This is a genomic window from Roseateles sp. (assembly GCF_044373315.1).
GTDB lineage: Bacteria > Pseudomonadota > Gammaproteobacteria > Burkholderiales > Burkholderiaceae_C > JACDQM01.
In genome coordinates this window covers 1-22,841 of sequence record NZ_JBILQK010000062.1, presented here as the reverse complement: position 1 = coordinate 22,841, position 22,841 = coordinate 1, and the positions used below count along the sequence as shown (strand labels likewise).

Genomic DNA, 22,841 nt, shown 5'->3' with positions numbered 1-22,841 from the left:
AAGCAACTCGGCTGAGAATTGCGGCTGCGCCGCCTTGTCCGCCGTGGCGGTCGTCTTCGTCTTGCGTGGCATTCATGCTCCTTGTCGACATGCTATGCCTCACACACAAAATTTCTGACAGGTTCCCTTGTTTCGAGACCTCGCCATTCCAAGGTCAGCAGATCCAGATCCTTGGCCTCAAGTCGGGCGCTTCTTTCAGGCGCCTCTGCAGGCAAACGGTGAGCCAGTCATGCAATTCAACCGCCAGTGATCGGGCGAGTGTTCGTACAAGACGCGTCTCCGGCCCTTCAAAGTCTGCGGCCTGCTTGCTTCCGAGGCAGAGCAACTCGACCCGGCCGGCGCCGCCTGCTGTCGGGTTCACCAGGCAGGACCTGAAGCCCTACTGACGGGCGAGGTCCAGAGATGTGCTGTCGGCGTCGCGGTGGCAGGGCATTTGCTGATCCGTACCGGGCGAACCGGACCCTGGGGTGACGCGCACTCGAGCGGACGGCAGCGGCGGTCGTTGCGTGTCGTCCAAAGGTGCGCTTCGGTGCTCAAGCGAGCATCCCCTGGGTGGCAGCCGGCCTCAGGCGCAGCAGGTCGGCCGCCGTGATCTCATAGGCCGCGGCTACCCGCAGCAGGGCCGCATCGCACTGCGGTCGACCGATCAACTGAAGCCCCGCCGGCCAGCGCCCGTTTGGATGGAACCCGGCCGGCAGACTGATGGCCGGCAGCCCGGCGAAGGTTGCATAGATCGAGCACTCCATCCACCGGTGGTAGGTGTCCATGCTGCGGCCTGCAATCACCTCAGGCCAACGTTGTTCGAGTGGGAACGGCCAGGTCTGCGTCACCGGCAGGGCCAGGACGTCCACCCGCTCGAACGCGCCGAGCAGACTCTGGTAGAAGCTGCTGCGCACCTCGCTGGCGTGCATGAAGTCCATCAGCGTCGTGCCCTGTGCCTGATCGTGCTCCCACAGCGCCTCGGGCTTGATCGCCTTCCGGGCGCCCGGACGTCCGAGCAGCGCAGCCACCCGCGGCGCGACGATGGCACGGCGCCAGATAAGCCAGGCCCGCCAGACCGCCTGTGCGTCAAAGGGCGGTGCAAGCGTATCGACGACCGCACCTTCGGACGCGAACCGCCGCAGCGCGTCTTCACAGGTGGCGATCAGTCCGTCCTCCATGGCCAAGTGGCCTTGCAGGTCACCGAGCCAGCCGATGCGCAAGCCGCGCAAGGGCTGTGTATCAGCCGGCAGATCGAGCGTGCCCAGGGGTGTGGCGATCGACAGGGGTGAACGGAGATCCTGGCCGCATTGGATGGACAAGAGCGTGCCGAGGTCGCGCACCGTGCGCGCCATCGGTCCCTCGGTGCCAAGCTGGTTGACCCACACATCGGCAGCAGGCCAGAACGGCACCCGACCCTGGCTGGGCCGCATGCCGAAGATGTGGTTCCAGGCCGCCGGGTTGCGCAACGAGCCCATGAAGTCCGATCCGTCGGCCACCGGTAGCAGGCGCTGCGCCACCGCCACAGCGGCCCCCCCACTGGAGCCCCCTGCGCTGACCGAAGGATCCCAGGCGTTAGGCGTAGCACCGAACAAGGTGTTGAAGGTATGAGAGCCGAGCCCGAACTCCGGCATGTTTGTCTTGCCGATGACGATGCAGCCGGCGGCTTTCATTCGCGTCACCATCGTGCTGTCATGTGTGGCCACGGCGTCCTTGAGCAACGTGCAGCCGTAGGTGGTGGCAAACCCCGAGGCCTGCCCCGTGTCCTTGATGGCCTGCGGCATGCCGTGCATCCAGCCGCGCGACTTGCCGCCAGCCAGCTCGGCATCACACCGGTCCGCTTGGCGCAGCAGCGCGTCGTCGGGAGCCAGGTTGACGATAGCGTTGCTGGCTGGATTGAGCCGATGCACACGTTGCAGCGTGGCTTGCATGACCTCGCGGCACGAGAGCTGGCGCGCATGGATGGCCCGGGAGAGCTCATCTGCGTCGAGGTCCGTCAGGTCGGAGGGTAGATGCATGGGTATCGCACGGCTAGCTTGCCGCTTCAGACAAAGTCGGGCGGTGGCGTGAAGGCGCGGTAGTCGTCTTCCAGCCAACGGGCGAAGCGCAGGCACGTCGGGTCGCCGAAAGCCGGGCCAACGATCTGCGCCCCGATCGGCAAGCCGGCGGGGCTCATGGCCAGCGGAACGGCGGTCGCCGGCAGGCCCACGACCCCTGGGTAGCCGGCCCAGAACAACTGGTCCGTGCTCGGCTGCGACTTGCCGTTGACCATCAGCAGCCGTTCCCAACGCTCACCCTGCAGGTTGTGCTCGAAGGCCGGCGTGGTGGCGATGGGGCAGATCAGCAGGTCATGCTGCGCGAAGAATCGTGCCCACTGACGCCGCAACTTCCGGCGCACCTGGTCGTGGTGCACCCATCCGTAGTGAGACATCGTGCTGGCGCGCGCGACCCAGGCGGCGTAGCTCCGATCCCCGGAGGGAAAGTGCTGGGCCCGTTCGACGGCCTGGGAATAGGCCGCCTCGTCGAGCATCGCGCCGGTTGCCGAACGCAGCAGGCCTATGTAGGTTTCGTAGCACTCTCGGCTGTCGACTGGACGCGAGCCTTCGGCGACCTGCACGCCTTGCGCACGCAGGAAGGTCATCAGGTCAATCAGTGCTTGCTGCACGCTGGAATCGACCTCCGCGCAAGAGTCGTCCAGCAGGATCGCCACGCGCATCCGGCGCGCTGGTGTGCCGGTATCGCGCCAGGCGGCCGGTTGCCAGCCGTGAGGGCCGAAGGCACGCACTGGGCTAGCCAGCACGTCCATCGCCAGTGCCAGGTCGTGCGCGCTGCGCGCCATGGGGCCAACCACGCCGATGTCGACCGCGTCCATGCACTCCACCCCTGGCGGCTGGTGCCCCTGCATCGAGACCACGCCCCACGTGGGCTTGTGGCCATAGACGCCACAATAGTGCGCGGGGTTGCGGATTGAGGCGCCGATGTCGCTGCCGATCTCCAGTGCGCACAAGCCCGCTGCGAGGGCGGCGGCCGATCCACCCGACGATCCGCCCGGAGCCCGGTGGACGTCCCACGGGTTATTGGTCGTGCCGTAGACAGGATTGAATGTCTGCCAGTCTGCCAGCGAGGTAGGCACGTTGGTCTTGCCGAAGACGATGGCCCCAGCGTCGACCAGGCGCTTCACCGCATCGGCATGCTCGGTGGCTACGTTGCCGGTGAGCGCCTCGTAGCCCCACGTGGTGGGCGTGCCGGCCAGGTCGAAGGACTCCTTCACTGTGATCGGCACGCCATGCAACGGGCCCCAGCACTCGCCCCGTGCCAGTGCCGCATCGGCGGCCCGCGCGCGCTCGAAGGCGTCGTCGTCGATGCGCACGACCACCGCATTGAGGCACGGATTGAAACGGTCGACTCGATCCAGGTACATCCCGAGCAACTCGGCGGCGCCAACCTCTCTGCGCCTTAACAGACCCGCCAGTTCATGCGCCGGGCGCATGGCCAGCGCATCGATTTGCGGAGCCAAGGTGTTCTTGGTGCTATCGGATGTGCGCATGGCGGCGATGTTGCCGAGCACGCGTCCGCGCGAATAGCCCGAAACGGCAAATCAGGCGCTGCGAGCACACGCCCACACCAGCGGTTTGCTCAGGCCAGGGCTGTATGGCGCTTCCGTTGCGCCTGCATGCCCCGGTGAATTGCCTTCGCTGCAGTTTGCCGAATCGTGCTATCCGGCTGGGCGGCTGATCTAAAGAATCCTCGCGTATCGAACCTACCAGGAGACACGCCGATGTTCCGTCAGGTCATTGTTCGCGCGTCGTTCGCATTGCTGGGCAGCGCCGTGTTGGCGACCGCAGCGCTCGCGCAGTCCTTTCCTTCCAAGATGCTGAACGTCGTCGTCCCGTATCCGGCCGGGGGCGCGTCGGACTTTGTCGCGAGACTCATCCAGCCCGAATACCAGAAGCAACTGGGCCAGCAGCTGCTTGTCGAGAACATCGGTGGGGTGGCGGGTGCGCTGGGTGTGCAGAGGGTCTTGTCGGCGCCGGCGGATGGGCACACGCAAGTGCTGGCAACACCGATGGAGCTGGTGTTGGCGCCGCTGGCGCTGTCAGCGGTGAAGTTCAAGCCGGAGGACGTTCGGCTGGCAGGCTTGATTGCCAACACCTCGGTGCTGCTGCTCGTCCCGCCAAGCTCGCCCGCCAAGAACCTCGACGAGTTCGTGGCGCTGGCCAAGGGCAAGGAGCTCACGCTCGGCAATGTCGGCGTGGGGTCCATGTATCACTTGATGGCTGAGAAGTTCGCCCAGCAAGCGGGCGTGAAGTTTGTGCATGTGCCGTACAAGGGCGGCGCGCCGCTGATGAACGACATCGCCGGGGGCTCCATCGACGCTGCTTTCTTCCCGTTGGCCGGACCGGTTCCGGGCATGGTCAAGGAGGGCAAGGTCCGGGCGCTGGGCATCGCCGCGGCCAAGCCGCACCCGCTGTTCCCGGCGGTGCCGTCCATTTCCGCGCACACGACGTTCCCTGGGTTCGACTACGACCTCTGGATCGGTGTACAGGTGCCGAAGGCCACGCCTGATGCAGTCATCGACCGCATCAACACGGCGTTGAACGCGGTGCTGCAAAACGCCGACGTTCGCAAAGGGCTTGAAGGGACGGGCATCACCGTGGCCGTCCCCCTGAAGCGAGCCGATCTGGACCGGCTGTATGCGAGCGAGATTGAACGTTATCGGAACATGGCCAAGCGCATCAATCTGACGCCGCAGTGACGCTATAGGCCACGTTGATCGCAGGAGACCACGACATGCGCGAGCTCCTCTTCGTGTATGGCACGCTGAAGCAAGGGTTCTTCAACCATCACATCAACCGCGGCGAGCGGCTGCCTGGCGACTTCGTGACCCGGCAGCGCTTCCCCCTGTACCTGATCGGTCCCAGGTACCTGCCCTGGCTCGTGAACGCGCCGGGTGAGGGTGAACATGTTGTGGGTCAGCTCTACAGCGTGGATCACGACATGTTGCAGGCGATGGACGAACTCGAGCGAGTGGGGCATGCGGGGTGGTACGAGCGCGTGACCATCACCGTGCGCTCGCTAGACGACGACGAGCCTTGCCCGATGGATTGCCATGTCTATCTGGGCAGTCAAAGCCGCGCCGACGCGGAGGGCGTCCGCCTGGGCCCATTGCCCGAATACACGCAGGCCCACGCCGACCTGTTCCTCCACAGCGGACCGCTGACCTTGGATGCGAACTGAAGCTGCGGCCTGCCTGCAGACCGGGCCAAGTCACCCGGGGTCAGGTGAGGGATTGCTTCAAGTGATCATTGAGCAGACGGACGAGCCGCCTTGTGGAACGAACGCCCAGCTTGTCGCGGATGCTGCGCAACTGGTGATCGACCGTCGACAGCGATCGGTCCACTTCGCGTGCCACCTCCTTGTAGCTCAGGCCCATGGCGACGAGGCGGGCCACCTTCCACTCGGCGGGTGTCAGATCAGCGAATGCCACTACCGAGTGCCCTGCAGGCATCGCGCGCGTGTCCTGCAACTCACGTTGAGCATCGCCGACCGCCATGCCCCTGTCCTCATCGGCAATGCTGTGGGTAGTCCTGAGCGACTCCATCCGATCGACAGCAAGTTGCGCCGCCGTGGCGAGCACCGGACCGAGCGCAGTCTGCGCGAAGCCGCCGAGCTCAAGACAAGCGTCTGCGTTCCAGCGGGGAGCCTCTCGGTGCCAGTCGGCGCAGATCAACCCGATCGGTCGCGCGCCATCGCGTACTGGCAGTGCGAGCTTGGCGGCCGTCCCGATTTCGCGCAACGCTACTCGCAAGTCTTCCGTGAAAGTGATCTCTTGCGAAACGTCCCCAAAGGGGGCCACGTCGCCGCTACACCAAACCGCGCGCAGCCCGGGATTGGAAGCACTGAAGCGAAGCCCGATCACCGGGGGCAGCCGGAGACTGTCACGCTGCGCCTCGGCCATGACGACGTAGTCGCGGGGCCGGCCATTGGCACCGACAAAACCGCCGAAGCCGCCATCCACCCGGTCTGCGTCCAGCGTGTCGCGCAGCCACTCGGCGGTGATGCGCCAGCAGGCCTGTGGATCGTCGAGAAACAACAAGAGCTGCGCGGCCAGCTCCCTGCCTGGACGCCAGCGAATCGCGCCTGGGCCTTCGAACAGGCGTCGCCGCAGATCGCGCTGGATGCGCAGGATGTCGTCGTCGTTCATGAAGGTCAGCGTGCTCTCTTAATGCCTGCCGCAGTCGTCGTGTGTTGCGGTCGATCGATTATGGAAGCGGCGAGATGAAGACGGTAGTGGTGCAATCGCTGAGTGCGACGTCTGACCTGTCCACCGCGGCAGCGTTGGGGGCTCTGCGACTCGCGGACGTGCCCTTTCGCGGAATTGTCGAGCAGTCGTTGGCCGGCGTCTACGTTGTCCTTGACGAGCGGTTCATGTATGCCAACGACACGTTCGCAGCCATGTTCGGCTATGCCCGCGAGGAGTTCATTGGTCGCCACATGGCGGATTGCGTGACACCGGATTCGGTGCCCGAAGTGATGCAAAACTACCAGCGCCGCATCGGTGGCGAGGTCGACAACATCCATTACTTCACCAAGGGTGTGCGAAAGGACGGACAGATCGTCCATCTCGAGTTGCACGCATCGCGTGTCGAGTGTCAGGGGCGCGCTGCGCTGACAGGCGTAGCGTTGGACGTGACCGAGCGTGTACGAGCGCAGGAGGAGTTGCGCCAGTCCCGTGAGCGTCTGCGGGAGCTCGCTCAGCACATCAACGCAGCGCGTGAGGGTGAACGGGCGCGCATGGCTCGGGAGGTGCATGACGTGCTGGGCGGTATGCTGACGTCGGCCAAGTTTGATCTCTCGCGCATCCTCCGCCGCACCGCCGTGCCGGGGCAGGAAGAGTTGCACGGCATCGCGACGGATCTGGTGTTGCTGATGCAGGAGACGATCGACACCGCACGAGCCATCTCGGAAGAGTTGCGTCCGGCGAGCCTCGACCTGCTGGGCCTCGGAGAGGCGCTTCGGCAGTGGATGACCCAGTTCGCCAGGCGCTATGGCGTTGATGTTCGGGTGACTCTTCCCGATCAGCCGCTGCCCTTGGCATCGGCGGTAGCGACGCAGGTGTTCAGGATCGTCCAGGAGGCGCTGACCAATGTCGCCCGCCATGCGCACGCCAAAACTGTCGAATTGGAGGCCGGGGCCGATGCGCAGGCGTTCTGGCTGCGCCTGAGGGATGATGGGTGCGGCATCGGAGCCAAGCCGGCTCGTCACGGAGCGATGGGCCTGTTCAGCATGACCGAACGTGCACGCGACATCGGAGCGGTACTGGATGTGCACGATGGGCCTGAGGGCGGCACCGAACTCACGCTGTGCATGGCCTTGCGCGCAAAGCATCAAGGGCCCTCGGCATGATCCGGGTCCTGGTGGTAGACGATCACACCATCTTCCGTGCGGGCATTGCGCGGCTGCTGTCGGACGAGCCCGACATAGCCGTCACCGCGCAGGCGGCGGATGGAGCCACCGCACTGGCGCTGGTGCGCTCACAACCCTTTGAGGCGGTGCTGCTGGACATCAACATGGCGTCGCGCAGCGGGATCGAGACGCTCCAGGCCATCCGGACCGAGTTGCCGCGCCTGCCGGTGATCATGTTGTCGATGTACGTCGAGTCCCAGTACGCGCGCCTCGCACTCAAGGCGCGCGCCAATGCCTACCTGTCGAAAGACGTCAGCCCTGAGGAGCTCCTGCGGGCCGTGCGGCATGTGTCCGCAGGGGGGGTGTACGTCACGCCAGGCTTCGCCATCGCCACGCCGCCAGGGCCGCCGTCCGATCGACTGCCTCACGAGAACCTCTCACCGCGCGAGATGCAGGTGATGCTCAAGATCGTGCGTGGCCTGCCCCTGACCGAGATCGGTTCTCAGATCCTGGTGAGTGTCAAGACGGTGGCAACGCACCGCACACGCATCCTGGAGAAGCTGGGTGTGGCCAGCAATGCCGAGTTGGTGCAGTACGCGATGCGGCACAGACTCGTTGACTGACCCTTAACCCTGAAGGCGTACCCGCAATGCAGACGGAAGCTGAATCTATGCCGCCAGCCCTCGACGAGGTGCGGTCGCAAGAGCCCGAGATGATCGAGATCCGTCGCACTATTCACGCGCGGCCGGAACTGGCCTATGAGGAGCACGAAACTGCTTCGCTGGTGGCCGATCGGCTGGAGCGCTGGGGCTGGACCGTTCATCGTGGATTGGCGGGAACGGGGGTGGTCGGCACACTCACGTCGGGCAACGGCGGGCGGCGCATCGGCGTGCGCACCGACATGGATGCCTTGCCAGTGCAGGAAACGAGCGGCAAGCCGTGGTCCAGCACGGTCTTCGGCAAGATGCACGCCTGCGGTCACGACGGGCACACAGCGATGCTCCTGGCCGCGGCTCGCCACTTGGCGGCGACGCGAGCTTTCGACGGCACGGTGCACGTCGTCTTCCAGCCGGCCGAGGAGGGCGGTGGCGGCGCCCGGCGCATGATCGAGGAGGGCTTCTTCGATCTCTTCCCCTGCGACGCGATGTTTGCGATGCACAACGTACCGGGACTGCCGGAGGGCCGATTCGCCATCGTGGCCGGGCCGGCCATGGCCAGCGCAGACACTTGCATCATTCGGGTGCGGGGCAAGGGCAGCCATGCCGCCATGCCCCAGTGCGGCGTGGACACGGTGGTTGCGACCGCGTCGATCGTCACGGCCCTGCAGACGATCGTGTCCCGCAACGTGGCGCCGTTGGACATGGCCGTGGTCACCGTCGGGGCAATGCGGGCGGGTGAGGCGCCCAATGTCATCCCGGAAGAAGGTGAGCTGCGCCTGTCTGTTCGGGCGTACACACCGCAAGTGCGTGACTTCCTTGAGCGCCGCATCGCCGACGTGGCCAAGGCACAGGCGGGGGTTTTTGGTGCCGCCGCTGACGTCGACTACCAGCGGCGTTACCCGGTCGTCATTAACGACCCCGTCCAAGCGGCACTGTGCCGCGATGTCGTCCGCGCCTGGTGCGGCGAAGCGGGGTTGATAGCCGATCCGAAGCCGGTTCCGGGCAGCGACGACTTCGCCTTCTTTCTCGAGCGCGTGCCAGGCTGCTACCTCTTCATGGGCAACGGCGAGGGCACGTGGGGTGACTGCATGCTGCACAACCCCGGCTACGACTTCAACGATCGGGTGTTGTCGACCGGGGCCAGCCTGTGGGTGAAACTGGTCGAAACAGCCTTGTCCGCAGCACAGCGCTGAGAACAGGCCTGCGTTCTCCTCGGTGAAGCCGATGCGCCTGACGATGGACTTCCAGCGCTCGAAGTCGCTGCGCAGCAGCTGCGCGAGTGCCGTGGTGGAACTCGGTCAAGGTGTCAACGCCAATGCCGCCAGATGTGCAGCGACATCGGGCGCAGAGCGTCGAGCGGAGCGCCTTGTTCAGGCACACGAGCCCTTCCGGCGCGAGCTGGCGGTCTCGACCAGTCGTTCGTGTTCAGGCGAGTCTCACAGGTAGTGCATCGCATAGGTGATGGTGCGGTACACGTGGTTGCGATAGCCAGGGAAGTCTCCGCTAAGGACAAACCTGTACGGCTCGAAGAGCTGCTCTACATGTGGAGGGTGCGCCTGGATGGTGATCTTGTTCATTGAGGGGGCTGCTGGCAGGTCATTGGAGGGCGACGGGTGGCCCAGGGATGGGCTTCCTCGAGTTGGGCGGCCAGTCTCAGCAATCGCATCTCCTGTCCCAGGGGCCCGGCGATCTGGATGCCGATCGGCAAGCCATCGGCCCAAGCCAGCGGCAGGCTGGCTGCGGGGATGCCCGTGCAGTTGCAGGCGGTCGTGAATGTGTTGTTGTGGTAGAGCTTGTCGTAGTAGCCGTCCAGGTCGTCGCTGCGCATGTCCAGGTGCAGCAGGGGTTGCGGCCGATGCGGCATGGTCGGGGTCAACAGGACGTCGTAGCGCTCGAAGAAGCGTCCGAAGGCCCGTGCCGTGGCGTGCAGAGTTCCGATGGCCTGCGCCATGTCACGCCCGCTGCGGGACTTGCAGCGCTCGATCCAGTGCCAGGTGATGCGCTCGATGTCGTCTGGCGTCGCGGGCCGTCCCAGTGCCACCTCGCGCATCCGGATCGCATTGGCGGCATTGCACCCGACGACGGTGAACATGTCCTGCTTCAGTGCCTCGGCGTCGAATGATGGACGCGCTTCCTCGACGTGATGCCCCAGGGCCTGAAGCTGCCGTGCCACTTCGAGGACGGCTTGAGCGACGACGGGCTCGATCAGCTGACCGAAGTGGGTGACCGTCTGGAACGCCACGCGCAGCGGGCGTAGCGGGGCAGCGAGACCGTCGAGATAGCTGCCCCTGAAGGCTGGCGCGGCGTAGGGGTCGCCGGCTTCTGGACCGTGACTGGCATCGAGCAATGCGGCGCTGTCGCGCACGCTGCGGCTGATCACGTTCTGTATCGACAATCCGTTCCAGTTCTCGCCGATGTCCGGACCAACGGGATTGCGTCCACGGCTACTCTTCAGCCCGAAGACGCCGCAGCAGGACGACGGAATGCGGATGGACCCGCCCCCATCATTCGCGTGCGCGGCAGGCACCAGACCTGCAGATACTGCGGCGGCGGCGCCACCGCTGGACCCGCCCGCGCTGTGAGCCAGGCTCCAGGGGTTGCGCACCGCGCCGAACAAGCTGGGTGCGGTCTCGGCAGATAGCCCATTTTCAGCGGTGCTCGTGATGCCGACGATCACCAGCCCGGCCGCCTTGTAGCGCTTGACCAGCGTGCTGTCCTTGCTGCAGATCTGATCCTTCCAGAAGCGGCTGCCGTTGGTGATGCGCACGCCATGAAGTTGCACGCCCAGATCCTTGAGGAGAAAGGGCACACCCGCCAGCGGGCCATCAACGGACGCTAGGCAGGCAGTGCGCGCGAGTTCATAAGTCTTCGTGACCACGGCATTCAGGGTCGGATTGCGTGCCTCGATTCGCTCGACGGCCGCCTCCAGAACCTCTGACGCCGAAACCTGTCTTGTGTGGATGAGGCGTGCAAGCCCGATGGCATCGTGTTCCTCGTACTCGGCAAAGGACGACATCTGTGCACCCTGTTTGGTAGAAATCCTGGCCTGCGCGGCATACCGACGTGCAGGCAACGAACCAATGAATCTCCACAGGATGAGCGTCGGCCGATAGCCCGATTCGGCAAATCCGCAAACCGGCATCGACAGAGTCGGCTATCTCAGTGCTTTCCCGAATAGCTTGTCAGAAGACCGCACCTGCGCGGGCAGGTCGGCGATTCGTACGATCTGCTCATGCATCGATCCAGGTGCGGCTTCAGGAGATCAGGCGTGTACGCACAGATGGTAGAGACGGGTGTGCAGAGGGTTCGCCAGTTGGAAGACCTGTCGCCGCAGGAGCGATCATTCCAGGAGCGCATCGACGCAGGCATCAAGATCGAACCCAAAGACTGGATGCCGGAGGGCTACCGCAAGACGTTGATTCGCCAGATCTCGCAGCACGCCCACTCAGAGATAGTCGGCCAGTTGCCCGAGGGCAACTGGGTGACCCGGGCTCCCACTCTGCAGCGCAAGGCCATTCTGCTGGCCAAGATCCAGGACGAAGCGGGCCACGGCCTGTACCTCTACAGCGCGGCGGAGACGCTGGGCGTGTCGCGCGACGAGCTGTTGGACGCGCTGCACAGCGGCAAGGCCAAGTATTCGAGCATCTTCAACTATCCCACGCTCAGCTGGGCAGACATGGGTGCCATCGGCTGGCTCGTGGATGGTTCAGCGATCATCAACCAAATTCCCTTGTGCCGTTGTTCGTACGGCCCGTACTCGCGGGCCATGATCCGCGTCTGCAAGGAGGAGTCGTTCCACGCCCGCCAGGGCTACGACATCATGCTGGCGCTGTGCCGCGGTAGCGCCGAGCAGAAGCAGATGGCGCAGGACGCACTGAATCGCTGGTGGTGGCCGGCGCTGATGATGTTCGGGCCCAGCGACGCCGACAGCGTCAACAGCGCGCAGAGCGTGCAGTGGCGAATCAAGCTCTTCAGCAACGACGAGCTGCGCCAGAAGATGGTCGATCAGACCGTGCCGCAGGTAGAGCATCTGGGCTTGAGCGTGCCCGACCCAGACCTGCGCTGGAACAAGGAGACCGGGCACTACGACTTCGGCGAGATCGACTGGGCCGAGTTCCACAACGTGCTCAGGGGCAACGGCCCCTGCAACCGCGAGCGGCTGCGCACCCGCGTGAAGGCCTACGAGGACGGCGCCTGGTTCCGCGACGCGTTGACGGCACATGCCGACAAGCAGGCAGCGCGCGCAGCCCAGGCCGCGTGAAAACAACCCCTGAGGAGAACGTGATGAGCAAGGAATGGCCGCTGTGGGAGGTCTTCATCCGCAGCCAGCACGGGCTGGCACACAAGCATGTGGGCAGCCTGCATGCGCCCGATGCCGAGATGGCGATCAACAACGCCCGCGACGTCTATACCCGCCGCAATGAAGGTGTTGGTATCTGGGTCGTCCGCGCATCCGAGATCGTCTCCAGCAGCCCCGGCGACAAGGCGCCGCTGTTCGAGCCATCGAACAGCAAGGTCTACCGCCACCCCACCTTCTTCCCGATGCCGGAAGAAGTGAAGAACCTCTGACGCACAGGTGCCGAGATGCTGGACGACAAATTCGAGTACCTGCTGCGCCTGGGCGACAACGCCTTGGTGCTCAGCCAGCGCCTGACCGAGTGGGTCGGCAAGGGACCGGCGCTGGAGGAAGACATGGCCCTGGCCAACACCGCGCTGGACCTGATCGGCCAGGCGCGGCTGTGGCTGGCCTATGCCGGTGAGCTCGAGGGCCTGGGTCGCAGCGAGGACCAGTTGGCCTTTCTGCGCGACGCGCACCAGTTTCGCAACGTGCTGCTGGTGGAGCGCCCCAACGGCAGCTACGCGGACACGCTGATGCGGCAGTACCTGTTCGACAGCTGGCACCTGCTGCTGCTGGACGCGCTGACCCGCTCGGCCGACAGCCAGATCGCCGCCATCGCCGACAAGGCGCGCAAGGAAGTTACCTACCACCTGCGGCGCAGTGACGACCTGGTGATGCGTCTGGGCGACGGCACGGCGGAAAGCCACCGCCGTTTGCAGGACGCGCTGGATGAACTGTGGATGTACACCGGCGAGCTGTTCGAGACCGATGACGTCGATGCAGTGCTACAGGCCCAGGGCGTGGCCGAGAGCACGGCCACGTTGCACGAGGCCTGGCTGGCCCAGGTGAGCCGCACGCTGAATGCCGCCACGCTGACGATGCCGTCGCCGCAGGCCTGGATGCAACAAGGTGGCAAGCAGGGCCGGCACACCGAACAGATGGGCTATCTATTGGCCGAGATGCAGTTCCTGCAGCGCGCCTACCCGGGGCAGCAGTGGTGAACAGCCCGCAGCTCGAGCGCATCTGGTCCTGGCTGGGCGAGGTCGAGGACCCAGAGATCCCGGTGATCTCGATCGTTGACCTGGGCATCGTCCGCGACGTGCAGTGGCTGGACGATGCCGAAGGTGGCGAATGCGTGGTCACGATTACGCCCACCTATTCAGGCTGTCCGGCCACCCATGTGATCGCACAGAGCGTGGTCGATGCGCTGCAGCGGCGGGGCCTGCCGCGGGTGCGGTTGCAAACGCGCATCGCGCCGCCCTGGACCACCGATTGGATGAGTGAAGACGGCAAGCGCAAGTTGCGCGCCTACGGTATCGCCCCCCCCATCGGCACGGCGGCCGAACAGGTGATCGCCTTGGGCGACATTGGCCGCGGCGCGCGCCCTACGTCCACGCCCGTGGGCCTGGCTTGCCCACTCTGCGGTTCCACGCAGGTCAGCCTGACCAGCCAGTTCGGTTCAACGCCATGCAAGGCGCTGTACCGCTGCAGCAACTGCCTGGAACCCTTCGATCACTTCAAGTGTCATTGATGGGACACCCTTCATGAGCAAGTTCTACTCCCTCAATGTCGAGCAGGTCCGCCAGGAAACGCGCGACACCATTGTTGCCACCTTCGCGGTGCCGCTTGCCCTGCGCGAGCGTTTTGCCTTCACGCAAGGCCAGCACCTGACGCTGCGTGCGCAGATCAACGGCGAGGACCTGCGCCGCTCGTACTCGATCTGCTCGGCGGTGCAGGACGGAGACCTGCGCGTGGCCATCAAACGCACACCGGGTGGCGCGTTTTCAACCTGGGCCAACGACACGCTGAAGCCCGGCGTCAGCATCGAGGTGATGCCGCCGATGGGGCACTTCAACCTGCCGCTCGACGCCACTCAACCCAAGGCATATCTGGCCGTGGCCGCCGGCAGCGGCATCACGCCGATGCTGTCGATCATCAAGACCACACTGGCCGCCGAGCCCGCGTCGCGCTTCACGCTGGTGTACGGCAACCGCGCGTCTGCCGCGGTGATCTTTCGCGAGGAGCTGGCCGAACTGAAGGACAGCTACAGAGAGCGCTTCAACATCGTCTACCTGATGAGCCGTGAGCAGCAGGACGTGGAACTGTTCAACGGACGCATCACGCGCGAGAAATGTGACGCGCTGTTCGCGAGCTGGATCCAGGTGGCTGATCTGGACGCGGCCTTCATCTGCGGGCCTGAGGACATGATGCACGCGGTCTCAGCTGCATTGCAGGCCCATGGCATGCCCAAGGCCAGCATCAAGATCGAGCTCTTCGCCGCCAGCATCCCGAAGAAGCAGCAGCACGCCAGCCACGCGCGCCCCGTCGCGGGCCGCCAGGAAAGCGAAATCACGCTGGTCATCGATGGCGCCCAGCGCAGCTTCTCGATGGGCAAGGACACCGAATCGGTGCTCGATGCCGGCTTGAAGCAGGGCATCGACATCCGTTACTCCTGCAAGGGCGGGGTCTGCGCCACCTGCCGCTGCAAGGTGGTGGAAGGCCAGGTCGAGATGGACGCCAACTACGCGCTCGAGGACTACGAGATTGCGCGCGGCTTCGTCTTGAGCTGCCAGGCATTCCCGGTCACCGACCGCGTAGTGCTCGACTTCGACACAGACAGCTGAAATGGTCTACGAGAACATCCTCTTCGACAGCCGCGACGGCATCGCGCGACTGACCCTGAACCGGCCCAACAGGCTCAACAGCTTCAATGTCGCGATGCACGAGGAAGTGCGCGAGGCGTTGGCTCTGGTGGCCGCCGACCACAGCGTGCGCGTGCTGGTGCTGACCGGTGCCGGCCGCGGCTTCTGCGCCGGTCAGGACCTATCGGACCGCAGCGTGGCGCCTGGCGCGGCGGTGCCCGACCTGGGCGAGTCGATCGACAAATACTACGGCCCGCTGGTGCTGGCCCTGCGGCGCCTGCCGATCCCGGTGATCTGCGCCGTCAACGGCGTGGCGGCTGGCGCGGGTGCCAACCTTCCGCTGGCCTGCGACATCGTGCTGGCCGCGCGCTCGGCGAGCTTCGTCGAGGCCTTCTGCAAGTTGGGTCTGATCCCAGACACCGGCGGCACCTACTTCCTGCCGCGCCTGCTGGGCAGCGCTCGCGCCACCGCATTAGCCATGTTAGGCGACAAGCTTAGCGCCGAACAGGCCGCGGCCTGGGGCCTGATCTGGAAGTGCGTCGACGACGATCAGCTGGCCGTCGAGACCGACGCCCTGGCGCGCCACTTCGCGCAGGCGCCGACACTCGGCCTGGCGCGTACCAAGCAGGCGCTGCAGGCCAGCGGCCAAAACAGCCTGGAGACGCAGCTCGACCTCGAACGCGATTTCATGCGTGAACTCGGCCGCAGCGCCGACTACCGCGAAGGCGTGGCCGCCTTCACCGAAAAGCGCGCCCCGCGCTTCACGGGTTGCTGAGCGCCATGAGCACGCAAGCCTTGCCCACCACGGCCACGGTGGCCGTGATCGGTGCCGGCGCCATGGGCGCCGGCATCGCACAGGTCGCGGCCCAGGCGGGCCACGCCGTGCAGTTGCTGGACCTCAAGCCCGGCGCCGCGGCGCAGGCCATTGCCGGTATCCAGAAGACCTTCACTCGACTGGCCGAGAAGGGCCGCATGACGGCACAGGCTGCCTCCGAAGCTGGCGCTCGTGTGAGCTTGGCCGCCACCGCGGCTGAACTGTCGGGCGCCGCACTGGTCGTCGAAGCCGTCGTCGAGAAACTGGACGTCAAGCAGCAGCTGTTCGCCGAGCTGGAAGGCATCGTGTCCGATGACTGCATCCTGGCCACCAACACCTCGTCGATCAGCATCACAGCGATTGGCGCGGCGCTGCGTCGGCCGCAGCGACTGTTGGGCATGCACTTCTTCAATCCGGCGCCGCTGATGGCGTTGGTCGAGGTGGTCAGCGGGCTGGCCACGGAAGCTGCCGTGGCGCAGGCGGTTCATGACACCGCGCTGGACTGGGGTAAGAGCCCGGTGTTCACGAAGTCCTCTCCCGGCTTCATCGTCAACCGTTGCGCGCGCCCCTACTACGCCGAGGCCTTGCGTTTGTTGAGCGAACAGGCTGCTGACCCGGCCACGCTGGATGCCGTGATGCGAGAAGCGGGCGGCTTCCGCATGGGGCCCTTTGAATTGATGGACCTGATCGGCCACGACGTGAATTTCGCTGTCACGCGTTCGGTGTTCGAGGCTCATTTCGGTGACCCGCGCTTCACGCCTTCGTTGATCCAGCAGGAGTTGGTCAACGCCGGCTATTTCGGCCGCAAGAGCGGCCGTGGCTTCTACGACCATGCCGCCGGTGCATTGGCGCCCGCGCCGACCACAGAAGCACCGGCCACGCTGGCCAACGGCCTAGCCCTTTGGACCGGTGAGGCACTCGGTCAGGCATTGGCCAAGCGCCTGACAGCCGCCGGCGTGCCCTTCACGGCGCACGACGTGCGCCACAACGATGCTCGCGTGCTGCGCGTCGGCGAGACGCTTGTCCACCTGACCGATGGTCGCAGCGCCACCCAGCGTGCGGCCGACAACAGCCATGAGGCCACCGTCCTGGCCGATCTGACGCTGGACCCGCTCACAGCCAGAGGCATCGCGCTGGCGCGCGCCGACCATTGCAGCGAAGCCGCCTTCAAGGCCGCTGTGGCGGTGTTCCAGGCCGCGGGCCTGTCCGTGGCGCGGCTGGATGACGTGCCCGGGCTGGCGGTCATGCGCACCGTGGCCATGCTGGCCAACGAAGCCGCAGACGCGGTGTCGCAGGGTGTGTGCGACGCCGCGGCCGCCGATACCGCGATGTGCAAGGGCGTGAACTATCCGATCGGGCCGCTGGCCTGGGCCGATGCCATCGGCTTGCCACAGGTGCTTGCTGTGCTGGACCACCTGGCAAAAGCCTACGGCGAAGACCGTTACCGCGCTTCTCTGCTGCTCAGAAGGCGCGTCGCCGCGCGACGTCCTTTCCACGATTGAAACCCCTGTGGCGGACCGACAGTTCCGCCCCCGCCTGACCGAGGAGACACCATGGCCCGACTGCACCCCATGCCCGACGAGCTGGACCCCATCGAGCGCGCCAGCCGCGACGAGATCGCGGCGCTGCAGCTGCAACGCCTGCAGGTGACGTTGAAGCGCGCCTATGAGAACGTGCCGCACTACCGCTCCGCTTTCGACGCCGCCGGCGTGCGGCCAGAAGACTGCAAGGGCTTGGAGGACCTGGCGAAGTTTCCGTTCACGGGCAAGACGAACCTGCGCGACAACTACCCCTTCGGCATGTTCGCCGTGCCGCGTGAACAGGTGATGCGTGTCCATGCATCCTCGGGCACCACCGGCAAGCCGACCGTCGTGGGTTACACGAAGAACGACATCGAGGTCTGGGCCACGGTCGTCGCGCGCTCCATCCGCGCGGCCGGTGGCCGCGCCGGCGACATCTGCCACATCTCTTACGGCTACGGCTTGTTCACTGGCGGCCTGGGCGCGCACTACGGGGCCGAGAAGCTGGGCTGCACCGTGATCCCCATGTCCGGCGGCCAGACCGAGAAGCAGGTGCAGCTGATCGTCGACTTCAAGCCCGACATCATCATGGTCACGCCCAGCTACATGCTCAACCTCATCGAGGAGTTCCTGCGCCAGGGCTTGGACCCAGCGGAGAGCTCGTTGAAGATTGGCATCTTCGGCGCCGAGCCCTGGACGGATGCGATGCGCGGCGAGATCGAGGCTCGCGCTGGCATCGATGCGGTGGACATCTACGGCCTGAGTGAAGTGATGGGCCCGGGTGTGGCCTGCGAGTGCGTCGAGAGCAAGGACGGTCCGGTGATCTGGGAAGACCACTTCTACCCCGAGATCATCGATCCTGAAACGGGCGCCGTGCTGCCCGATGGCGAAGAGGGCGAACTGGTCTTTACTTCACTGACCAAGGAGGCCATGCCTGTCATCCGCTACCGCACCCGCGACCTCACGCGCCTGCTGCCGCCGACTTCGCGATCGATGCGCCGCATTGGCAAGATCACCGGCCGCTCGGACGACATGCTGATCATCCGCGGCGTCAACGTGTTCCCGACACAGATCGAAGAGCTGATCCTCAAGAACGACAAGCTCGCGCCCATCTACCAACTCGTGGTCACGCGCGATGGGCACCTGGATAAGCTCGACGTTCTGGTCGAGGCCCGTCCCGAGGTCTCCGGCCGCCTGACCACCACTGAGTCGGAGGGCATCGCCCGGTCGCTGGAGCATGGCGTCAAGACCTATGTCGGCGTCAGCACCAAGGTGCGGGTGATGGCCACGGGCAGCATCGAACGCACCCTCACTGGCAAGGCTCGGCGCGTCGTCGACAAGCGCCCCAAGCTGACACATGAACAGCCTAAGGGAGCCATTTGAGAGCCTCATGATGTCTACCCCTGCCTACATTTGCGATGCCATTCGCACCCCCTTCGCACGCTACGGCGGTGCGCTCGCCGGCGTGCGCGCCGACGACCTGGGCGCACTGCCCATCAAGGCCCTGATCGCTCGCAACCCGGGCGTGGACTGGGCTGTTGTGGATGACGTGATCTACGGCTGCGCCAACCAGGCTGGCGAAGATAACCGCAACGTCGGGCGCATGTCGGCCCTGCTGGCCGGTCTGCCAGTGGACGTGCCGGCCAACACCGTGAACCGGCTGTGCGGCTCTAGCCTGGACGCGATCGGCATCGCCGCACGTTCAATCAAGGCCGGCGAGGCCGGCCTGGTCGTTGCAGGCGGAGTCGAAAGCATGACCCGTGCCCCGTTCGTGATGAGCAAGGCCGACGTCCCTTTCTCGCGTGTGGCGAAGATCGAGGACACGACGATAGGCTGGCGCTTCATCAATAAGCTGATGAAGGAGCGCTATGGCATCGATTCGATGCCCGAGACCGCCGAGAACGTGGCGATCGACTTCCAGATCTCGCGCGCCGACCAGGATGCGCTGGCGCTGCGCAGCCAGGAGCGCTGGGCGCGTGCACAGGCGCAAGGGCTGTTCGCCGCAGAGATCGTGCCGGTGCTCGTGCCGCAGAAGAAGGGCGAGCCCAAGGCCTTCGACACCGACGAGCATCCGCGCCCTGAGACCACGATCGAACAGCTGTCCAAGCTCAAGGGCGTGGTGCGCCCCGACGGCAGCGTGACGGCGGGCAATGCGTCGGGGGTGAACGACGGCGCGTGTGCGGTGCTGCTGGCCGGTGAGGATGCCGTGGCGAAGTACGGACTGAACCCGCGCGCCCGCGTGCTGGGCATGGCGGTGGCCGGCCTGGCACCGCGCATCATGGGTTTCGGCCCGTCGCCGGCAGCCAAGAAGGTGCTGGCACTGACCGGCCTGAAGCTGTCGCAGATCGATGTCATCGAACTCAACGAAGCTTTCGCTGCACAGGCCCTGGCCGTCACTCGCGACCTCGGGCTGCCCGACGACGCGGCCCACGTCAATGCCCAGGGCGGCGCCATCGCCATCGGCCATCCGCTGGGCGCGTCGGGTGCACGCCTGGTGACCACGGCGCTGAATCAGCTAGAGCGCCGTGGTGGCCGCTACGCGCTTTGCACGATGTGCATCGGTGTTGGCCAGGGCATCGCCCTGGTCATCGAACGCTGTTGAGCCAGCGCGGGCACGCGGTCGGCCGCGCCCATCTTTCATCGAACGAAGCACGGAGAAACCGTTGTCCAACATCCCCACCCTGCAAAGCCTGATCGCTGGCCGCTGGATCGGCGCGCAAGCCGCCACGCCGCTGCATAGCGCCATCAACGGCGCGACCGTCTTCCACACCCATGCCGAAGCGATCGACTTCGACGAGGCCGTGCAGTTCGCGCGCCGGCGCGGTGTGCCCGCGCTGATGGCGATGGACTTCCAGCAGCGCGCCGCGCGGCTCAAGGCCATGGCTCAATACCTGATGCAGCACAAGGAACAGCTGTACGCCATCTCGCAGCTGACCGGAGCCACGCGTGCTGACAGCTGGATCGACATCGAGGGCGGCGCAGGCACGCTGTTCGCCTATGCCAGCGTGGGCGCTGGCGAGTTGCCTTCGGGCAATGTCGTTCACGAAGGCCCTGCCGTGCCACTGGGCAAACAGGGTGGATTTGCCGGCACGCACATTCTCGTGCCCCGGGGCGGTGTGGTGGTGCACATCAACGCCTTCAATTTCCCGATCTGGGGTCTGCTGGAGAAGTTCGCGCCCAGCTTCCTGGCGGGGCTGCCCTGCATTGGCAAACCCGCTACCGCCACCAGCTATCTGACAGAGGCGGCCGTGCGCCTGTTGCACAACTCGGGTCTGCTGCCCGAGGGCAGCCTGCAACTGGTGATCGGCAGCACCGGCGACCTGCTGGACCGACTAGGTGGCCAGGACATGGTCACCTTCACCGGTTCTGCCGATACCGCTGCCAAGCTGCGCGTGCACCCGAACCTGGTGCGCCAGTCGGTGCCGTTCAATGCCGAAGCCGACTCGCTGAACTGCGCCATCCTGGGCCCCGACGTGAAGCCCGAGGATCCGGAGTTCGATCTCTTCGTCAAGGAAGTGGTGCGCGAGATGACCACCAAGGCCGGCCAGAAGTGCACGGCCATCCGCCGTGCCATCGTGCCGCATCGTCAGATGGACGCCGTGGCTGCCGCACTGCGAGCCCGGCTGGCCAAGGTGGTGGTCGGTGACCCCTCCGTCGAAGGCGTGCGTATGGGCGCTTTGGCCTCCAAGGCGCAACAGGCCGACGTGGCCGAGCGTTTGGCCTTGCTGGCGCAGGAGTGCGAGGTTCTCTTCGGCGCCAAAGACGGGTTCGCGCCACTGGGCGATGGCGTGGCCGCAGGAGCCTTCTTCGCACCCACGTTGCTGGTGGTCCGCTCGGGCAGCGGCACCGCAGTGCACGACGTCGAGGCCTTCGGCCCGGTCAGCACCTTGATCGGCTATGCCGATGCCGGAGAAGCCGTCGCGCTGGCTGCGCGCGGCAAGGGCAGCCTAGTTGCCTCGCTGGTCACCGCCGACCCCAAGGTCGCGGCGCAGGTAGTGCCGGCCATCGCGGCCTGGCACGGCCGGGTGCACATCCTCGACCGCGACTCTGCGGCCGAGTCCACCGGCCACGGTTCGCCGCTGCCCTTGCTGAAACACGGCGGCCCGGGCCGCGCCGGTGGTGGCGAAGAGCTGGGCGGCGTGCGCGCCGTCAAGCACTTCCTGCAACGCGCTGCGGTCCAGGGCTCGCCGACCATGCTGGCCGCCGTCGCTGGCGAGTACGTGCGCGGTGCCAAGGTGCAGGAAGAGGCGCAGCACCCCTTCCGCAAGTGGTTCGACGACCTGGCCATCGGCGATTCGCTGCTGACCCACCGCCGCACTGTGACCGAAGCCGACATCGTGGGCTTCGGCGGCATCTCGGGCGACTTCTTCTACATGCACTTCGACGAATTGGCCGCCAAGCAGTCAGCCTTCGGCAAGCGCATCGCGCATGGCTACTTCGTGCTATCTGCCGCCGCAGGCCTGTTCGTGTCGCCGGCCGAGGGACCGGTGTTGGCCAACTATGGCCTGGACACCCTGCGTTTCGTCAAGCCGGTGGGCATCGGCGACACTATCCGAGCGCGCCTGACCTGCAAACGCAAGATTGACAAGCCCGCCCGGAAGGACCAGCCCGCGCAGGGCGTGGTGGCGTGGGACGTGCAGGTGACGAACCAGGATGGCGAGATCGTCGCGAGCTACGACATCCTGACGCTGGTGCTCAAGCGGCCCGCCTGACCATGGCCTGGTATGCCATCGATGGCGTCGTGCAGGTGGTCGCCCCCCAGCGCCTACCTTCAGCCGAGTGCGGCGCTGATCGGCGACGTGGTCGTCGGCCCCGCCTGCTACGCCGGGCCTGGCGCCAACCTACGCGGCGACTTCGGTCGCATCGAGTTGCACCAAGGCGCCAATGTGCAGGACACCTGCGTGCGGCACAGCTTTCCGAACCATGATGTGATCGTGGAGGAGAACCGTCATATCAGCCACGGTGCGGTGCTTCATGGATACATTGTTCGTCGTGTTGCGCTGGTGGGCATGAACGCGGTCGTGATGGACGACGCCGAGGTAGGCGCGCTGGCCAAGGTGCTGCGCACGCTTACCGACAACGATGTACGGCGCAAGCGTAAGGGCACACAGGTCTACCACCAGCTGACCCGACGGTGCCTTGAGTCACTGCTTGAGGTTCCACCGCTGCCTGAAGTGCCGGCCGACTCGCCACGGCTCGCCCTGCCCGAACTGCGCCGTTTGACCGATCACCGTTGAGCCCGGGCGTCCAGGCGATCAGCGGGCCCCATCGCGGGGCGGTAGCAGCTCACTGACCGGCAAACCTCTGACGCCACGCAAGTCAGGGACGACATCACCACGTGTGTGGCGCCGTCTCGCCGTAAGCGGTAAGCCGAAGGCGTTGTTCCCACGCGGTGGTCCTTTTCCCAGAATGCCTGCATCGACAACGACAGCAAGGCGGATGAAGTGGAACAGCAACGAGGACGGGGACACCTGGGAGAGG

Annotated in this window: 20 protein-coding genes and 1 pseudogene; 16 read left to right on the top strand and 5 right to left on the bottom strand. The window is 65.7% G+C overall.

Going from position 1 to position 22,841, the window contains the following annotated elements:
• Positions 1–533: 533 nt before the first annotated feature.
• Both ACIQ67_RS13975 and ACIQ67_RS13970 read right to left on the bottom strand, forming a co-directional pair.
• Positions 534–1,997: an amidase gene (locus tag ACIQ67_RS13975; RefSeq protein WP_397534981.1), complete on the bottom strand. Its 1,464-nt coding sequence runs from the start codon at positions 1,995–1,997 to the stop codon at positions 534–536.
• Positions 1,998–2,023: 26 nt separating this feature from the next.
• Positions 2,024–3,547, bottom strand: a complete 1,524-nt coding sequence (locus tag ACIQ67_RS13970; RefSeq protein ID WP_397534980.1) for an amidase — start codon at positions 3,545–3,547, stop codon at positions 2,024–2,026.
• 210 nt (positions 3,548–3,757) lie between these two features.
• Between ACIQ67_RS13970 and ACIQ67_RS13965 the strand changes: the two genes are divergently transcribed.
• Together ACIQ67_RS13965 and ACIQ67_RS13960 are read left to right on the top strand one after the other, a co-directional pair.
• Entirely contained in the window at positions 3,758–4,735 is a 978-nt protein-coding gene (locus ACIQ67_RS13965) for a Bug family tripartite tricarboxylate transporter substrate binding protein (protein ID WP_397534979.1), read from the top strand.
• Positions 4,736–4,770: 35 nt separating this feature from the next.
• Positions 4,771–5,217, top strand: coding sequence for a gamma-glutamylcyclotransferase (locus ACIQ67_RS13960; protein WP_397534978.1), 447 nt, complete (start codon positions 4,771–4,773; stop codon positions 5,215–5,217).
• A gap of 40 nt (positions 5,218–5,257) precedes the next feature.
• On the opposite strand, the gene ACIQ67_RS13955 is transcribed toward ACIQ67_RS13960, so the two are convergent.
• On the bottom strand, positions 5,258–6,184 hold the full coding sequence (locus tag ACIQ67_RS13955; protein ID WP_397534977.1) for a LuxR C-terminal-related transcriptional regulator: 927 nt from the start codon (positions 6,182–6,184) through the stop codon (positions 5,258–5,260).
• A 74-nt stretch (positions 6,185–6,258) separates the two neighbouring features.
• Here ACIQ67_RS13955 and ACIQ67_RS13950 point away from each other — a divergent pair, with 74 nt between their 5' ends.
• The 3 genes from ACIQ67_RS13950 to ACIQ67_RS13940 are packed head-to-tail and all read left to right on the top strand — an operon-like array spanning position 6,259 to position 9,238.
• Positions 6,259–7,386 (top strand): PAS domain S-box protein, encoded by a 1,128-nt coding sequence (locus ACIQ67_RS13950; protein ID WP_397534976.1) that lies wholly within the window; start codon positions 6,259–6,261, stop codon positions 7,384–7,386.
• Entirely contained in the window at positions 7,383–8,009 is a 627-nt protein-coding gene (locus ACIQ67_RS13945; RefSeq protein WP_397534975.1) for a response regulator, read from the top strand. The genes ACIQ67_RS13950 and ACIQ67_RS13945 overlap by 4 nt, the downstream gene beginning before the upstream one ends.
• A gap of 47 nt (positions 8,010–8,056) precedes the next feature.
• Complete coding sequence (locus tag ACIQ67_RS13940) at positions 8,057–9,238, top strand: M20 aminoacylase family protein (RefSeq protein ID WP_397534974.1); 1,182 nt, start codon at positions 8,057–8,059, stop codon at positions 9,236–9,238.
• A 243-nt stretch (positions 9,239–9,481) separates the two neighbouring features.
• Here ACIQ67_RS13940 and ACIQ67_RS13935 read toward each other — a convergent pair whose 3' ends face one another.
• Together ACIQ67_RS13935 and ACIQ67_RS13930 are read right to left on the bottom strand one after the other, a co-directional pair.
• Positions 9,482–9,622, bottom strand: a complete 141-nt coding sequence (locus ACIQ67_RS13935) for a hypothetical protein (RefSeq protein WP_397534973.1) — start codon at positions 9,620–9,622, stop codon at positions 9,482–9,484.
• On the bottom strand, positions 9,619–11,187 hold the full coding sequence (locus ACIQ67_RS13930; protein ID WP_397534972.1) for an amidase: 1,569 nt from the start codon (positions 11,185–11,187) through the stop codon (positions 9,619–9,621). The genes ACIQ67_RS13935 and ACIQ67_RS13930 overlap by 4 nt, the downstream gene beginning before the upstream one ends.
• Before the next feature lie 126 nt (positions 11,188–11,313).
• Here ACIQ67_RS13930 and paaA point away from each other — a divergent pair, with 126 nt between their 5' ends.
• From paaA to ACIQ67_RS13875, 11 genes and pseudogenes are all read left to right on the top strand, one after another.
• Positions 11,314–12,306, top strand: coding sequence for a 1,2-phenylacetyl-CoA epoxidase subunit PaaA (gene paaA / locus ACIQ67_RS13925; RefSeq protein WP_397534971.1), 993 nt, complete (start codon positions 11,314–11,316; stop codon positions 12,304–12,306).
• Between the two features lie 23 nt (positions 12,307–12,329).
• Positions 12,330–12,614, top strand: coding sequence for a 1,2-phenylacetyl-CoA epoxidase subunit PaaB (gene paaB, locus ACIQ67_RS13920; protein WP_397534970.1), 285 nt, complete (start codon positions 12,330–12,332; stop codon positions 12,612–12,614).
• Positions 12,615–12,629: 15 nt separating this feature from the next.
• Positions 12,630–13,385 (top strand): 1,2-phenylacetyl-CoA epoxidase subunit PaaC, encoded by a 756-nt coding sequence (gene paaC / locus ACIQ67_RS13915; RefSeq protein ID WP_397534969.1) that lies wholly within the window; start codon positions 12,630–12,632, stop codon positions 13,383–13,385.
• Positions 13,382–13,915 (top strand): 1,2-phenylacetyl-CoA epoxidase subunit PaaD, encoded by a 534-nt coding sequence (gene paaD, locus ACIQ67_RS13910; protein ID WP_397534968.1) that lies wholly within the window; start codon positions 13,382–13,384, stop codon positions 13,913–13,915. Before paaC ends, paaD begins: the two co-directional genes overlap by 4 nt.
• A gap of 13 nt (positions 13,916–13,928) precedes the next feature.
• Positions 13,929–15,008, top strand: coding sequence for a 1,2-phenylacetyl-CoA epoxidase subunit PaaE (gene paaE, locus ACIQ67_RS13905; RefSeq protein ID WP_397534967.1), 1,080 nt, complete (start codon positions 13,929–13,931; stop codon positions 15,006–15,008).
• A gap of 1 nt (position 15,009) precedes the next feature.
• On the top strand, positions 15,010–15,801 hold the full coding sequence (paaG, locus tag ACIQ67_RS13900) for a 2-(1,2-epoxy-1,2-dihydrophenyl)acetyl-CoA isomerase PaaG (protein WP_397534966.1): 792 nt from the start codon (positions 15,010–15,012) through the stop codon (positions 15,799–15,801).
• A gap of 5 nt (positions 15,802–15,806) precedes the next feature.
• Positions 15,807–17,342 (top strand): 3-hydroxyacyl-CoA dehydrogenase, encoded by a 1,536-nt coding sequence (locus tag ACIQ67_RS13895; protein WP_397534965.1) that lies wholly within the window; start codon positions 15,807–15,809, stop codon positions 17,340–17,342.
• 51 nt (positions 17,343–17,393) lie between these two features.
• Entirely contained in the window at positions 17,394–18,743 is a 1,350-nt protein-coding gene (paaK, locus tag ACIQ67_RS13890; RefSeq protein ID WP_397534964.1) for a phenylacetate--CoA ligase PaaK, read from the top strand.
• A 7-nt stretch (positions 18,744–18,750) separates the two neighbouring features.
• Complete coding sequence (gene pcaF / locus ACIQ67_RS13885) at positions 18,751–19,962, top strand: 3-oxoadipyl-CoA thiolase (protein ID WP_397534963.1); 1,212 nt, start codon at positions 18,751–18,753, stop codon at positions 19,960–19,962.
• Between the two features lie 61 nt (positions 19,963–20,023).
• Positions 20,024–22,072, top strand: a complete 2,049-nt coding sequence (gene paaZ, locus ACIQ67_RS13880) for a phenylacetic acid degradation bifunctional protein PaaZ (RefSeq protein ID WP_397534962.1) — start codon at positions 20,024–20,026, stop codon at positions 22,070–22,072.
• 2 nt (positions 22,073–22,074) lie between these two features.
• Positions 22,075–22,597 (top strand): annotated as a pseudogene (locus ACIQ67_RS13875) (phenylacetic acid degradation protein PaaY).
• Positions 22,598–22,841 lie beyond the last annotated feature (244 nt).

Coding starts and splice junctions, on each gene's coding strand:
- ACIQ67_RS13930 (WP_397534972.1), bottom strand. CDS start 11,187: ATGCCGGTTTGCGGATTTGCCGAATCGGGCTATCGGCCGACGCTCATC.
- paaC (WP_397534969.1), top strand. CDS start 12,630: ATGCTGGACGACAAATTCGAGTACCTGCTGCGCCTGGGCGACAACGCC.
- ACIQ67_RS13945 (WP_397534975.1), top strand. CDS start 7,383: ATGATCCGGGTCCTGGTGGTAGACGATCACACCATCTTCCGTGCGGGC.
- pcaF (WP_397534963.1), top strand. CDS start 18,751: ATGATGTCTACCCCTGCCTACATTTGCGATGCCATTCGCACCCCCTTC.
- paaE (WP_397534967.1), top strand. CDS start 13,929: ATGAGCAAGTTCTACTCCCTCAATGTCGAGCAGGTCCGCCAGGAAACG.
- ACIQ67_RS13965 (WP_397534979.1), top strand. CDS start 3,758: ATGTTCCGTCAGGTCATTGTTCGCGCGTCGTTCGCATTGCTGGGCAGC.
- ACIQ67_RS13895 (WP_397534965.1), top strand. CDS start 15,807: ATGAGCACGCAAGCCTTGCCCACCACGGCCACGGTGGCCGTGATCGGT.
- ACIQ67_RS13950 (WP_397534976.1), top strand. CDS start 6,259: ATGAAGACGGTAGTGGTGCAATCGCTGAGTGCGACGTCTGACCTGTCC.
- ACIQ67_RS13935 (WP_397534973.1), bottom strand. CDS start 9,622: ATGAACAAGATCACCATCCAGGCGCACCCTCCACATGTAGAGCAGCTC.
- paaB (WP_397534970.1), top strand. CDS start 12,330: ATGAGCAAGGAATGGCCGCTGTGGGAGGTCTTCATCCGCAGCCAGCAC.
- ACIQ67_RS13975 (WP_397534981.1), bottom strand. CDS start 1,997: ATGCATCTACCCTCCGACCTGACGGACCTCGACGCAGATGAGCTCTCC.
- paaK (WP_397534964.1), top strand. CDS start 17,394: ATGGCCCGACTGCACCCCATGCCCGACGAGCTGGACCCCATCGAGCGC.
- ACIQ67_RS13960 (WP_397534978.1), top strand. CDS start 4,771: ATGCGCGAGCTCCTCTTCGTGTATGGCACGCTGAAGCAAGGGTTCTTC.
- ACIQ67_RS13940 (WP_397534974.1), top strand. CDS start 8,057: ATGCCGCCAGCCCTCGACGAGGTGCGGTCGCAAGAGCCCGAGATGATC.
- ACIQ67_RS13955 (WP_397534977.1), bottom strand. CDS start 6,184: ATGAACGACGACGACATCCTGCGCATCCAGCGCGATCTGCGGCGACGC.
- paaG (WP_397534966.1), top strand. CDS start 15,010: ATGGTCTACGAGAACATCCTCTTCGACAGCCGCGACGGCATCGCGCGA.